The sequence below is a fragment of the Frigoribacterium sp. ME-P-080 genome (assembly GCF_030209595.1).
Lineage (GTDB): Bacteria > Actinomycetota > Actinomycetes > Actinomycetales > Microbacteriaceae > Frigoribacterium.
On record NZ_JARVRR010000004.1, the window covers coordinates 136574 to 150207 of the forward strand.

Here is a 13634-nt window from a genome sequence, read left to right on the forward strand (position 1 = left end):
GTGGGCTCAGGCGTCGTAGCCGTGGTCGAGGAAGTCCTCGATCACGTCGACGACGAACGCGTGGTCGTCGGCCTGCGGCAGGCCGGAGACGCCGGCCGAGCCGACGACGCCGACGCCCGTGACCCGCACGGGGAACAGCCCGCCGTGCGCCGCGTAGAGGCCGGTGTCGAGGCGCGACTTCTCGTCGAACGTGCCGCCCTGCACCCGGAACGACTCGCCCACCCGGTACGAACTCTGCCCGTAGCGCTCGACCACGCGGGCCTTGCGGTCGAGCCACTCGTCGTTGTCGAGGCTGCTGCCGGGCAGGGCCGCGTGGAACGCCCGCTGTCGACCGTGCCGCACGGTGACGGCGACGGCGAGGTCGCGGCGTCGGGCCTCGGCCAGGAGGTGCGCGCCCAGGTCGAGGGCGACGTCGAGGGTGAACCGCCGGAAGACGAGGCGCTCTTCTTGTTCGATGAGGGTCTGGAGCAGGGTGTCGTCGGTCATCGGTGGCCTCCTGGGGTGGTCGGGCGAGCTGGTGGGTCGGCACGGGCGCGCGGCGGCGCGCCGTCGCGGGACGACCCGAGCCTAGGCCCGGCCCCCGTCAACGGGCTGGTGGCGCCGGGAGGGGTCAGGCCGAGGCCGCGGCGCAGGGCGACCCCTGGCGGGCGAGCGACCCGCAGTAGACGCCTACGAGGTCGTCCGCCGAACGCGACCACGGGTGTTCGAGGGCGTGGGACCGGGAGGCGCGCGAGAGCCGGTCGCGCAGCCCGGCGTCCGCGAGCACCTGCGTCATCGCCCGGGCCCAGGCCTGCGGGTCGCGCTGCGGCAGCACGATGCCCGTGACGCCGTCGACCACCGACTCGCGGAGGCCGCCCGACGCCGCGGCGATCACCGGGACCCCGCTGGCCGCGGCCTCGAGCGCGATGAGCCCGTAGGTCTCGGAGTGGGAGGGCACGAGCACGAGGGCAGCGTCCCGCAGCAGTGCGGCGAGGCCGGGCCGCGATCGCGGGCCCAGGAAGTGCACGGTGAGGTCGAGGTCGTCGCTCAGGGCGCTCAACTCGGACTCGTACCCGGCGAACTCGGTCGAGGCGCCTCCGGCGATGACGAGGTCGGGGCGCACCTCGGCGGGGACCGCCGCCACCGCGCGCAGGGCGAGGTCGGGTGCCTTGAGCGGTTCGAGTCGCCCCGCCACGACGACGTACGGGCGGCCCGGGGCGGTCCGGCCCGCCTCGGCCGGGTGGAAGAGCTCGCCGTCGACGCCCGGCAGGACGACGCGGACGCGGTCGGGCGAGCCGCCGAGACGGGAGGTGACGGTCCCGGCCTCGGCGTGGCTGATCGCGACCACGGCGTCGGACTCGCGGGCGAGCCGTTCTTCGCCGGCGATCCTGCCGGGGGACTCGGCGCGTTCGCCGTGCGAGAGGGGGGTGGAGTCGTGGGCGGCGATCGAGTGGAAGCTCTGCAGGTGGGGCACGCCGAGGGCACGGGCGACGGGAAGCGCGGCCATGCCCGAGAACCAGTGGTGCGAGTGGACGACGTCCCACGGGCCGAGCTCGGCGAGCCGGTCGCGGAACTCGTCGACGTAGAGCTCGTTGCGCCCCTTCGTGACCGGTTCGGCCGGGCCGGCCTCGAGGAACCGCAGCGTGACGCCGGGGGCGAGGGCGAGGCTCGCGGGCTCGTCGGGCGAGGACCGGCGGGTCAGGATCTCGACCTCGTGGCCCGCGGCGCCGAGCGCCTCGGCCTGGTTGCGGACGACGACGTTCATGCCGCCGACGTCGCCCGACCCGGGCTCGGCACCGGGGGACGTGTGCAACGACACGAGGGCGATGCGGAGCGGGGAGGAGGCGGTGGTCACTTCCCGAGGGTACCGGCCCACCGCCCCCGCGGTCTGCGCGTCGCCGGTCAGGCGACCCCGCCCGCCCAGAAGGCCCGGACGTCGTCGAGTACGGCCTCGGCCTGTCGGCGACCGGCCTCCGCCGCGGGGCGACGGGTGGTCGTCGCGAGGACGTCGGTGCCGAACGCCTGCAGGGACTCGGCGTCCGCCTGGACGACCAGGACGTCCCGGCCGGCGGTGCGGCGCGCCTCGACGACCTGCGGCAGCGTCGGGCCGAGCGGCGAGACGTCGAGCTCGGGTCCGCACGACAGCACGAGCACCCGGTCGTAGTCCTCGGCGAGGTCGGCGTTGGTGCCCGAGCGCACGCCGCCGTCCATGGTCGGGCGACCGTCGACGTCGACGGTGGGCCAGACGACGGGCACCGAGCAGCTCGCGGCCACGGCCCGGTACAGGTCGACGCCCGAGCCGGCGTCCAGCGGACGGAACGAGCCGTCGGTGGCGTCCACGGTGCAGACGGTCAGGGCGGCGTCGGGCCAGGCCGCGCCTCCGAAGCGCTCCCGCATGGCCGTGACGAGTTCGGGTTCGTCCGCGACCACGGGCGTCTCGCGCGCCAGGGCGCCGATGCGGGCCCGCGCCTCCTGCTGGTCGGTCGCCCCGGCGAGGGCCTGCCCGAGGGTCTGCTGGAACACCTCGGGGTCGATCGAGCCCGACGGCAGCTCGGTCACGGCCTCGAACTGCTCCCGCAGGCCCTCGTCGACGCGGCCGAGCCGCACCATCGTCCCGACGACGGATCCGGCCGAGGTGCCGACGACGAGGTCGGCCTCGTCCACGGGCACGCCCGCCTCGAGCAACCTCGACAGCACGCCGAGCTCCCAGGCGATGCCGGTGATGCCGCCACCGCCCAGGACGAGGGCGGTGCGGGTGGGGGTCGTGGTCGTGCTCATGTCTCTCCTCGGTCGTGGTGGCGGTCCGGGCAGGAGGCGCGGTGCGTCACCCGGGGCCGCGCTCGACACTAGGCCGGTCACCTCGCCACGTCCTCGGGCGGGTGTCAGGCGGAGCGCAGCTCGTCGGCGCGGCCGAGGTCCTGCACGTGCCACTCGGTCTGTGCGAGGGCCGAGCCGAGCCGGTAGCCGTGCAACGAGGCGATGCCGCCGCTCCACGACATCCGCTCGGCGACCTGCCACACCGTCGGCCGGTCGAGCGCGTCCAGGGCGGCGGCCGCGTCACGGCTGCGGTCGGCGCGGTGCGCGATCAGGGCCTCGGCCCGTGCGCGGAGGCCGACGAAGCGGTACTCGTGGCCGGGGCACACCTCGAGGGCGTCGGGGCCGGCGACGTCGAGCGCCACCATGCGGTCGAGCGAGGCGAGGTAGTCGGTCAGCGGGTTCTCTCCCGTGCGCCCGCCGAGGCCGATGCCGGGGTTGATCCGCGGCAGCACGTGGTCGCCCGTGAAGACGAGTCGCTGCTCGGGCTCGACGAAGCAGAGGTGGCCCGCCGTGTGGCCCGGGGTGTGCACCGCACGCAGCAGCCGTCCCGCGACGGGCAGCACGTCGCCGTCGCCGAGCAGCAGGTCGGCGGTGAGCGCGGGCAGGTGGCGACCCGACCCCCACGACGCGACCAGCGCCTCCTGGTCGTCCCGGGGCGCGCCCCACCGGGCGATGTCGGCGTCGGCGGCCGCGGCGTCGGACGGCCGTTCGCCCAGCGCGCGCTGCTCGGCGGCGTGCAGGGCGATCCGGGCGCCGGAGGCCCGACGCAGTGCCTCGGCTCCGCCCAGGTGGTCGGCGTGCAGGTGGGTCACGGCGATCAGGTCGACGTCGGCCAGCGAGTGGTCGACGTCGGCGAGGGCGCTCTCGAGGCGGTCGAGGTTGGCCTCGACTCCCCACCCGGGGTCGATGACCGTCAGGGCGCCGTCGGAGCCCTCGACGACGTAGCCCAACGAGTGGTCGTCGATGCCGTCGCCGAACTCGAACGCGACCGACCAGACGCCGTGCCGGACCTCCTCCACGGGCGGCAGCGCGCTGCGACGGACGGCGTCGGCCTGCACGGGGCTGAGCGGGGCGGGAGGGGCAGGAGGCGCGGGTCGGCTGGTGGCGTCGGTCACCCCGCGAGCCTAGCCAGCGCCGACCGCGCCGCTCCGCGTCCGTCGAGGCGGCGCCGGGCCATGCGCAGCCCGTCGTCGACGCGGCGCCGGACTATGCGGCGCCCGTCGTCTACTCGGCGGAGACCTCGATCAGCACCTTGCCGACCACGTCGCCCTCGACGGCCTCGTGGGCGGCGGCCGTGTCGGCGAGCGGGAAGGTGTGCAGCGGCAGGCCGGCGGCCTCGCCGACCGGCAGCACGCCGTCGCGCAGGGCCGCGGTGACGTCCTCGACGGCGGCCTGCAGCGCCTCCTCGCCCACGGTGTAGAGCAGGACGAACTGGAACCGGGTGTTCGTGATCATGTTCGCCCGGATCGGGATGGTCGTCGTGTCGCCGCCGTTGTCGGCGTAGATCGCCACGGAGGCGCGGTGGGCGACGACGTCGGCCAGCAGGTCGGCGTTCTGCGAGATCGCGACCTCGACGACGACGTCGACGCCGGCGGGGGCGATCTCGCGGATGCGGGCGGCGGCGTCGTCCGAGCGGTAGTTGACGACGTGGTGGGCGCCGGCGGCCGTGGCCAGGGCGGCCTTCTCGTCGCTGCTGATGGTCGTGACGACGGTGGCCCCGGCCCAGCGGGCGAGCTGGATGGCGGCGTGACCGACCGCACCCGCGCCTCCGGCGACGAGGACGACGGCGCCGTCGAGGCTGCCGGGGGTCAGGCGGCTCGGGCCGTCCTCCCACACGGTGAGCGCGCGGTGGGCGGTCATGGCGGGGACGCCGAGGCTCGCACCGACGTCCAGGCCGACGCCGTCGGGCAGCGGGACGACGCGGGACGCGGGCAGGACGGTGAACTCCTGCGCGGTGCCGGTGGGGCGCTGGTGGGCCGAGAGGTAGGTCCAGACGCGGTCGCCGACCGAGAGGCCGGTGACGCCCTCACCGACGGCGTCGACGACGCCCGAGCCGTCCTGGTTGGGCGTGACCTCGGGGAACGGCAGCGATTCGCCGGGCCCGCCGCCCGCACGGGACTTCCAGTCGGTGGGGTTGACGCCCGAGAACACGACGCGCACCCGCACCTCGCCGGCGGCGGGTTCGGGCAGGTCGCGGTCGACGAGCTGCAGCACGGTGGGGGCGGGTCCGGTCTCGGAGTACACGATCGACTTCATGCCCGGAGCCAACCAGACCCGGCCCCGCCGTGTTCCCTCCCGGGACGCCACCGAGTGGACACGGCACCGCTGCACGTCACGGTGTCGTGCCCCCTCGACGGCGTCGTGTGGTGCGCGGGCCGGCTCAGGCCCCGGCGCCGCGGAACAGGGCGAGCGCCAGCAGGTCGTCCTCGAACCCGCCGCCCTCGTGCCCGTTGTACGGCCAGACCGTGACGTCGGCGGCCCCGGCGTACGCGTGGAACGCGCCGAACACCGTCGACGGCGGGCAGGTCGGGTCCATCAGCGCCGTCGTGAACAGAGCCGGGGCCGTGGCCCGCCTCGCGAAGTTGACGCCGTCGAAGTACGCGAGGACGTCGTGCACCGAGGAGGCGCGGTGCCGGTGGACCGCCAGGTAGCGTCCGATCTCCTTGTACGGGTCGGCGTCGGTGATGACGGTCGCGCGCCGGAAGTCGCAGAGGAACGGCACGTACGCCGCGACGGCGGCGAGGTCGGGGACGAGTCCCGCGACGGCGAGGGCGATGCCGCCGCCCTGGCTGCCGCCGACGACGGACACCCGGGAGGCGTCGACGACGTCGAGCCCGCGCGCGGCCTCGACGGCGCGGACGGCGTCGGCGAACACCCGGCGGTAGTAGTAGGTCTCGCGCGAGTCGATACCCCGCGTCATGACGCCGGGGTGAGCGGGACCCGAGCCGTCCGGGTCGGGGGTGGCGCCGAGGCTCCACCCCGAGCCCTGGCCGCGGGTGTCCATCTGCAGGTGAGCGAAACCGGCCGACGACCAGAAGAGGTTCTCGACGGCGGCGCCGCGACCGCCGCCGTAGCCGACGAACTGCACGACCGCCGGCAACGGTCCCTCCGCCCCGGCGGGCACGCGCAACCAGGCCCGCACGGGCTGACCCGCCCATCCGGCGAACGTCACGTCGTACACGTCGACCGTCGTCAGCCCCGTGTCGACCCGATCCACCCGCAGGTCGAGTGGGTGCGCCCGCGTCTCGGCGAGCGTCGTCGCCCAGAACTCGTCGAAGTCGTCGGGGTCGGTCTGGGTGCTGCGGTACTCCCGCAGGGCGGGTTCGGGCAGGTCGGTGAACATGCCCCCTTGTCTACCGCAGCCCGCGACGACAGCCGAGGAGGCGCGGTACAGGAGGCACGGCTCAGCTCGCGCGGGCCAGGTTCGGCACCCAGCCGAACGCGGGCGCGACGTGGTCGGCGACCGTCTGCAGCAGACGGGCGTTGTAGGCGACCCCCAACTGGTTGGGCACCGTCAGCAGGATCGTGTCGGCGTCGCGGACCGCGGCGTCGGCGGCCAACTGCGCGGCGATGACGTCGGGTTCGCCCACGTAGCTCTTGCCGAAGCGTGACTGCACGCCGTCGAGCAGGCCGACCTGGTCCTGCGAGTCGGCCTGGGCGCGGACGCCGAAGTAGCGACGGTCCTCGTCGGTGGTGATCGGGATCACGCTGCGGCTGACGGACACCCTCGGCTCACGGGCATGCCCGGCGGCGCGGTAGGCCTCCCGGTACAGCGCGATCTGCTCGGCCTGCAGTTCGTCGAACGGCACCCCCGTGACCTCCGTCAAGAGGGTGCTGCTCATCAGGTTCATGCCCTGCTCGCCGGTCCAGACGGCCGTCGACCGGCTCCCGGAACCCCACCAGATGCGCTCGCCGAGGCCGGGGGAGTGCGGCTCGACCGAGAGCCCGTGCGACCAGCCGGTCATCTTGGGGTCCGACTCGGCGACGTCGGCGCCGTCGATCGCCGCCCGGAACGCCTCGGTGTGTCGACGGGCGAGGTCGGCGTCGCTCTCGCCCTCGAGGGGGACGTGGCCGAAGGCCTCCCAGCCGCGCAGGGCGGGCTCGGGTGATCCGCGGCTGACGCCGAGCTGCAGGCGCCCCGCGCTGATCAGGTCGGCGGCCGCCGCCTGCTCGGCCATCGAGAGCGGGTTCTCGTAGCGCATGTCGATCACGCCGGTGCCGAGATCGATGCGGGTCGTCCGCGCGGCCATCGCCGCGAGCAGCGGGAACGGGTTGGCGGCCTGGCGCACGTAGTGGTGCACGCGCACGGCGGCCACGTCGACGCCGATCTCCTCCGCGGCCTCGGCCAGCTCGATCGACTGGACCAGCGCCTCCCGGGCGGTCGGCGTCGCCGAGCCCCGCACGTCCTGGTAATGGCCGAACGACAGGAACCCGATGCGCTTCTTCATGTCCGGGCGAACCCCCGACGTCGCCCGGCCATTCCGTCGGGCGGCCGTGCTGGGTAGCGTGGTGCCGTGGAGAACCGCTTTCGCATCGACGGTGACGACCTCGGCATCGACCTGCGCGCCTCCTCGGTCACGCTCGGAGACGACGGCGTCGTGGACGCCCGCATCGTCGCGGGTCGGGTGCCCGAGGTCGCGGACTGGTCCGACGAGCCGCCGTCGCTGGTGTTCCGTGACGTGCCCGTGAAGTTCGACGGTGCCACCTTCGGCGCCACGGTCGACGACGACCTGCTCGACGAGCACGAGATCGTCTTCCGGCTCGGCGAGAACCTCGACGTGCACGGGGTGCTCAGCCTCGGTGCCGGCGACCGGCTGCGCTTCGTGGGCACCACGCACGTCTCGGGCGAGCCGAAGGCCTGGCGCCTCGACGTCTCGATCGGCTTCGGCGGATCGGCGCGGCGCACCGCGATCTGACGCGGCTCGCGGTCGACGCCGGGAGGCGCGGGTCGGGCCCCTTCGACGGCCCCCGACGACGGGTGGGGTGCGGGGTGCGCGACCGGCCTGGGGACGTGGTGAGGGTCGGACGGTCGCGCACCCGCGCGTTCTCCTGATGCTTCGGGTTCACCAGGCGATCACGATGGTAGCGCCTGGATACCCGTCGGTATGCGCCTTCTCCGGGGGCGGCGCGGGTGACTTCTGAGGATCACCCGCACCCGTTAGGGTCGCAGCATGGCCACCACCTCCGGGGCTCCGATTCCCCGCATCCCACGAGCCGAGGTCAAGCAGCGGCTGCTCGACGCGGCGGCCGAGCTGTTCTCCCGACGCGGGGTGCACGCGACCACCCTGGACGACGTCGCGCGGACCGCCGGGTTCAGCAAGGGTGCGGTCTACTCGAACTTCTCGTCCAAGGACGACCTGGTCCGCAGCCTCATGCGTCGCGAGACCGACGGCGCGCTCGGCGCCCTCGAGGGCATGTTCTTCCCGGGCACCTCGCTCGACCAACTTCCCGAGAAGATCGGCACGGCGTTCGCGCCCTACGGCCCCGGGCAGGTCGAGGACTTCGCGTTGATGAGCGAGTTCCGCGCGCACGCCCTCTCGCATCCCGAGGTGATGGCCGACTTCGTCCGTCAGCGCCGCGAGGTGCTCGACGCCCTGCACGGCCTCGTCGAGGAGGTCTTCCAAGGGCAGACCGTCCTCGTGACCGGGCTCGAACCGCGGACGCTCGCCCGCGTCCTCATCTGCATCACGCTGGGCGTCGCCTTCGACTGGCCCGCCACGGGTGAGCAGGCGGCCGGCGACCTCATGGGCGACGTCGTCGCCGCCCTCACCCGCGGCGTGACGGCCTGACGCCCGCCCGGCCTAGCGCTGCTCGATCGTGACGACGGGCACGTGCCAGCGGGTCCGCACCTGCAGGGTCAGCTGACCCCGCCGGGCGAGCACCAGCGCCGTCACGGCGGCGGCGACGGCCGGCACGCCGCCCGAGACGATCATGCCGACGTGCGTGCCGAAGGTCTCGACGATCACGCCCATCAGCGGTCCGCCGATCGCCTGGCCGCCGAGCAGCACGAGGATGTACAGCGACATCACGCGCCCCCGGATCGCGATGTTGCTCGACATCTGCACCAGCTGGTTCGCGGCCGTCAAGAACAGCAACGACGCGAGCCCGACGCCGACGAGGACGACGGCGAACGGCACGAGCGAGGGCATCGAGCCGGCGACGGCCTGCAGCACGCCGGTGACGAGCACGCCCAGCACGATGGTGCGCAGCCGGATCGTCGCGCGCCGCGTCGACAGCAGGGCGCCGGTCAGGGCCCCGACGGCGATCATCGAGTTGAAGAGGCCGTACCCGCCGGGCCCCACGTCGTAGACGTCCGCCGCGAACGACGCGAGCAGCACGGGCATCGTGAGGCCGAACACGGCGTAGACGCCGACGAGCAGCACCGGCACGACGATGGTCGGCTTCGAGCGGGCGTAGGCGAGGCCCTGTCGCAGCTGGCCGCGGCCTCGTGCCGACGAGGCGACCCGGGTCATCTGCGCGGTCCGCAGCATCGTCAGCATCACGACGACCACGAGGCAGGCGACGCCGTTGACGACGAACGCCCACCCCGCGCCGACCGCCAGCAGCAGCACGCCGGCGATCGCGGGGCCCACCATGCCGCCCAGCTGGAACACGCTCGAGTTGACGCTGATGGCGTTGCGGAGGTGGGTGTGACCGACGAGCTCGGTGACGATCACCTGTCGGGCCGGGTTGTCGACCACGGTGACGAGGCCCGTGGCGAAGGCGATGGCGAAGACGTGCCAGGCCTCGACGACGCCCGCCAGGGTCAGGGCGGCGAGCCCCAGGCTGAGCACGGCGAAGACGCTCTGCGTGACGAGCATGAGGGCGCGCTTCGAGAAGCGGTCGACGATGACCCCGCCGAGCAGGCCGAAGAACAGCATCGGGGCGAACTGCATCGCCACCGTGATGCCCACGGCCGTCGCGCTGCCGGTCAGTTCGAGCACGAGCCAGTCCTGGGCGATGCGCTGCATCCACCCGGCGGTCATCGCGACGACGTTGCCGGCCGTCCAGAGACGGAAGTTCGGCACGCTGAGGGCGATGAAGGTGTGCCGCCACGGCGGGCGGGTCGTGCTGATCGGGAGCGGGGCGGTCGGGGGGAAGTCGGTGCGGGGCGGGGCGGACATCACGTTCCTGCGCTGGTGGTTCGGTTCACGGTCTGCACCAACGGTAGGGCCGGCCTGGTCATTCGGACCCCGGTGGGGGATGATCAATCACATTGGCTTCGTGAATGACGAGGCCCGAGACCCTTCGACGGAGGAGGCGCGGTGTACGACCCCACGCTGCTCGCGACGTTCCTCGTCGTGGCCGAGACGCGCAGCTTCACCCGGGCCGCCCAGCGTCTCGGCATCAGCCAGCCGACGGTCAGCCAGCAGGTCGGCCGGCTCGAGAAGGCCGCGGGCCGCACGCTCGTCGCCCGCGACACCCGGGACGTCCGACTGACCGACAACGGCGACGCCATGGCCGGCTTCGCGCGCACGATCCTCGCCGCGCACGCCGCGGCCGAGAGCTACTTCAGCGGCTCGGCCATGCGGGGCCGCCTGCGCTTCGGCGCCGCTGACGACCTCGCCATCACCCAGCTGCCGCGCATCCTGCGCCACTTCCGCCAGCTCTACCCGCAGATCAACCTCGAGCTGACCGTCAACCAGTCCGCGCCGCTGCGCCGTCGTCTGGCCGCGGGGCACCTCGACCTGATCTTCGTGAAGCAGACCGCGGGCGAGTCCGACGAGGGCACGCGGGTCGCGGGCGACGCCATGGTCTGGATCGGCCAGGAGAAGCTGGTCGTCGAACCCGGTCAGCCCGTGCCGCTCATCGCGTACCAGGCGCCCAGCCTGAGCCGGCAGATGGCCATCGACGCCCTCGAGCGCGCCGGCCGCACCTGGCGGATCACCTGCAACACCCGTGACGTCAACGGCGTCCTCGCCGCCGTGCGGGCCGGCATGGGGGTCGCCGTGTTCCCGTTCTCGCTGATCCCGACCGACCTCGTCAAGGTCAGCGACCGGTTCTCGCTGCCCACCCTCGGCGACGTCGACTACGTGCTCGTCGCCAACCCGGGTGCCGCCCGTGAGCCCGTCGACGCCCTCATGTCGGCCATCACCAGCCGGGGCGTCAGCCGCGCCGTCTGACCCGGTCCGACGGGACGCACCGGTCAGCTACTCCGGCGCGCCGCCCCCGCCCGACCCCGGGAGGCGCGCGCAAGATGGTCGCATGAGTCACCGCCCCACACGCCGTCAGAAGTCCGCCGCCCGTCGGGACGCCCGCGTCCTCGCCGCGATCCTGGGCGGTTCCGGCCTCCTGCACCTGGCCACACCCGCGGTCTACGACGCGGTCGTCCCGAGGAGCGTCCCGGGCCCCGCGCGGTTCTGGACGATCGGCTCGGGTCTCGCCGAGGTCGGCATCGCCGCCGCCCTCCTCGCCCCGCGCACGCGTCCGGCCGGTGGCCTCGCCGCCGCCGCGCTCTTCGTGGCCGTCTTCCCGGCCAACGTCTCGATGGCCCTCCGCGCCCTGACGAGCGAGCGGGCCACGACGGCTCGCCGGGCCGTCACCCTCGTGCGGCTGCCGATGCAGGTGCCCCTGGTGACGCGCGCGCTCGGCGTGCACCGCGCCTCCTAGGCGTCCGGGCGCGTCGGCGGTCGCGGAGCGGGGTCGTTGCTGGGTGCACCCTGGGCACGCCCTATCCTGTTCTCTTCCCCCTCGACATCCGATCTCACCGGAGACGCATCGCCATGGCCACGAACGCCCCCGTCACCACCCCGCCGAGACCCGGAGTCGGGGGCACCCTCGACCGGTTCTTCGAGATCACCCATCGCGGCTCGACCTGGGCCCGCGAGATCCGGGGCGGCGTCGTCACCTTCGTCACGATGGCGTACATCGTCATCCTGAACCCGTTGATCCTCGGCGGCTTCAGCGCCGACCAGGCCGCCAAGGACGTCGCCGGCAACTGGCTGCAGAACGGTCAGGTGGGCGCGGTCACGGCCCTCACCGCGGGCGTCATGACGATCCTCTTCGGAACCGTCGCGCGCCTCCCGTTCGCGTTCGCCGCCGGACTCGGCATCAACTCGTTCCTGGCCGTCAACGTCGTGCAGGACGTCACCTGGCCCGAGGCCATGGGTCTCGTGGTGATCAACGGGCTCGTCATCACGATCCTCGCCGTGACCGGTCTGCGCAGCATGATCTTCACCGCGGTGCCCGCAGCGCTCAAGACCGCGATCACGGTCGGCATCGGCCTGTTCATCGCGTTCATCGGCCTGGTCGACTCGGGCTTCGTGCGCACCAGCGGGACGTCGTCGCCGCCGCTGCAGCTCGGTGACTCCGGCTCGGTGGCGACCCTCCCGACCATCACCTTCGTCATCGGCCTGCTCGTCATCGGCGTGCTGATGGCCCGCAAGGTGCGGGGGGCGATCTTCATCGGCATCGTCGCGTCCACCGTCATCGCCATCGCCCTGCAGGCGATCTTCCAGGTGCCGCCGTCGAACGGCCAGAACCTCGACGACTGGAACCTCAACGCCCCCGTGCTGCCCACCCAGATCGTGGCCCTGCCCGACCTCTCGCTGGTCGGCCAGTTCAGCTTCGGGGCCTTCGCCCGCATCGGCGTGCTGTCGGCGGTCATGCTGGTCTTCACGCTCGTCTTCACCAACTTCTTCGACGCCATGGGCACGATGACCGGCCTGGCCAAGGCCGGCGACGTCGCGGACGCCGACGGCACCTTCCCCCGCCTCCGCTCGGCCCTGATCGTCGAGGGCGTCGGCGCGGTCGCGGGCGGTGCGACGAGTTCGTCGTCCAACACCGTGTTCGTCGAGTCGGCCTCGGGCATCGGTGAGGGCGCCCGGACGGGCTTCGCCTCGGTCGTCACCGGTGCGCTGTTCCTGCTCGCCATGTTCTTCACGCCGCTGACCCAGGTCGTCCCGCTCGAGGTCGCCGCCTCGGCGCTCGTGATCGTCGGCGCGCTCATGGTGTCTCAGATCAGCCAGATCGACTGGACCGACTTCTCGGTCGCCCTGCCGGTGTTCCTGACGATCATCACCATGCCGCTGACCTACTCGATCGCGAACGGCATCGGCGTCGGCTTCGTCAGCTGGGTTGTCGTGCGGGCGTTCGCGGGCAGGGCGCGCACGATCAGCCCGCTGCTCTGGATCGTCGCGGCGGGGTTCCTCGTCTACTTCGTGCGCGGCCCGATCGAGGCGATGATCGGCTAGGCGTCCACCGGGACGTCACGACGTGCCGCTCGGCGTTCCGGGCGCGCGGCACGTCGTGAGGCCTCGTGCGGCGATCCGCTCCGCAGTACGCTGACCGGCAGCAGGCGGCGACGGCGCCGCCTGCCCACCCCGAGGAGGCGCGTCATGCCCCGCATCACCCCCACGCTCTGGTTCGGTCGTGACGTCGAGACCGCAGCGGACTTCTACGTCACCCTGTTCCCGTCGTCGCGCGTCACCGACGTGTCGCGCTATCCCGACGACTTCCCCGACGAAGCGATGGCCGGTCAGGCCCTCGTCGTCGACCTCGAACTCGACGGCCAGCCCTACCGCCTGCTGAACGGCGGCGACGGAGGGCCGAGGCCGACCGAGGCCACGTCGTTCTCGATCTCGGTCGAGTCCCAGGACGAGCTCGACCACTACTGGGACGCCTTCGCGGCCGACGGCGGACAGGAGGGGCGGTGCGGCTGGGTGACGGACCGCTGGGGCTTCTCCTGGCAGGTCGTCCCGTCGGTGATGGACCGCTACCTCGGCGGGCCCGACCCCGAGGGCGCCGCCCGGGCCATGACCGCGATGATGGGCATGACGCGGTTGGTCATCGCCGAGCTGGCGGCGGCCTACGAGGGGTGACCGACGCGCTCGCCCGCG

General features: G+C 73.3%; 14 protein-coding genes. 6 read left to right on the top strand and 8 right to left on the bottom strand.

From position 1 onward, the window contains the following. Positions 1-6 precede the first annotated feature (6 nt). The 7 genes from QRN23_RS09215 to QRN23_RS09245 form a co-directional block, all read right to left on the bottom strand. Positions 7-486 carry a heme-degrading domain-containing protein gene (locus QRN23_RS09215; protein WP_123569985.1) on the bottom strand — a complete coding sequence of 160 codons (480 nt, stop codon included), beginning with the start codon at positions 484-486 and terminating at the stop codon, positions 7-9. 124 nt (positions 487-610) lie between these two features. Beyond that, positions 611-1834: a glycosyltransferase gene (locus QRN23_RS09220; protein ID WP_285063364.1), complete on the bottom strand. Its 1224-nt coding sequence runs from the start codon at positions 1832-1834 to the stop codon at positions 611-613. Between the two features lie 47 nt (positions 1835-1881). Continuing rightward, entirely contained in the window at positions 1882-2757 is an 876-nt protein-coding gene (locus QRN23_RS09225; protein WP_159828863.1) for a patatin-like phospholipase family protein, read from the bottom strand. A 104-nt stretch (positions 2758-2861) separates the two neighbouring features. Continuing rightward, complete coding sequence (locus QRN23_RS09230) at positions 2862-3911, bottom strand: MBL fold metallo-hydrolase (protein ID WP_159828860.1); 1050 nt, start codon at positions 3909-3911, stop codon at positions 2862-2864. Positions 3912-4020: 109 nt separating this feature from the next. Then, positions 4021-5052, bottom strand: a complete 1032-nt coding sequence (locus QRN23_RS09235; RefSeq protein WP_159828857.1) for an NADPH:quinone reductase — start codon at positions 5050-5052, stop codon at positions 4021-4023. A 124-nt stretch (positions 5053-5176) separates the two neighbouring features. Beyond that, positions 5177-6139 (bottom strand): acetylxylan esterase, encoded by a 963-nt coding sequence (locus tag QRN23_RS09240; RefSeq protein ID WP_123569990.1) that lies wholly within the window; start codon positions 6137-6139, stop codon positions 5177-5179. A 61-nt stretch (positions 6140-6200) separates the two neighbouring features. Beyond that, entirely contained in the window at positions 6201-7244 is a 1044-nt protein-coding gene (locus tag QRN23_RS09245; RefSeq protein ID WP_285063367.1) for an LLM class flavin-dependent oxidoreductase, read from the bottom strand. Positions 7245-7310: 66 nt separating this feature from the next. Here QRN23_RS09245 and QRN23_RS09250 point away from each other — a divergent pair, with 66 nt between their 5' ends. Beyond that, complete coding sequence (locus tag QRN23_RS09250) at positions 7311-7712, top strand: hypothetical protein (protein WP_056044973.1); 402 nt, start codon at positions 7311-7313, stop codon at positions 7710-7712. Between the two features lie 255 nt (positions 7713-7967). Then, positions 7968-8585 carry a TetR/AcrR family transcriptional regulator gene (locus QRN23_RS09255; RefSeq protein WP_285063369.1) on the top strand — a complete coding sequence of 206 codons (618 nt, stop codon included), beginning with the start codon at positions 7968-7970 and terminating at the stop codon, positions 8583-8585. 12 nt (positions 8586-8597) lie between these two features. Here the strand turns inward: QRN23_RS09255 and QRN23_RS09260 are convergent, their stop codons facing one another. Then, positions 8598-9920 (bottom strand): MFS transporter, encoded by a 1323-nt coding sequence (locus tag QRN23_RS09260; protein ID WP_123569994.1) that lies wholly within the window; start codon positions 9918-9920, stop codon positions 8598-8600. Between the two features lie 141 nt (positions 9921-10061). Between QRN23_RS09260 and QRN23_RS09265 the strand changes: the two genes are divergently transcribed. The 4 genes from QRN23_RS09265 to QRN23_RS09280 all read left to right on the top strand — a co-directional run bounded on the left by QRN23_RS09265 (position 10062) and on the right by QRN23_RS09280 (position 13616). Beyond that, positions 10062-10919: a LysR substrate-binding domain-containing protein gene (locus QRN23_RS09265; protein ID WP_043594893.1), complete on the top strand. Its 858-nt coding sequence runs from the start codon at positions 10062-10064 to the stop codon at positions 10917-10919. Positions 10920-11001: 82 nt separating this feature from the next. Next, positions 11002-11406 (top strand): DoxX family protein, encoded by a 405-nt coding sequence (locus QRN23_RS09270; RefSeq protein ID WP_285063371.1) that lies wholly within the window; start codon positions 11002-11004, stop codon positions 11404-11406. Positions 11407-11519: 113 nt separating this feature from the next. Beyond that, entirely contained in the window at positions 11520-12989 is a 1470-nt protein-coding gene (locus tag QRN23_RS09275; RefSeq protein ID WP_285063372.1) for an NCS2 family permease, read from the top strand. 144 nt (positions 12990-13133) lie between these two features. Continuing rightward, positions 13134-13616 carry a VOC family protein gene (locus tag QRN23_RS09280; RefSeq protein ID WP_056044983.1) on the top strand — a complete coding sequence of 161 codons (483 nt, stop codon included), beginning with the start codon at positions 13134-13136 and terminating at the stop codon, positions 13614-13616. Positions 13617-13634: the final 18 nt, after the last annotated feature.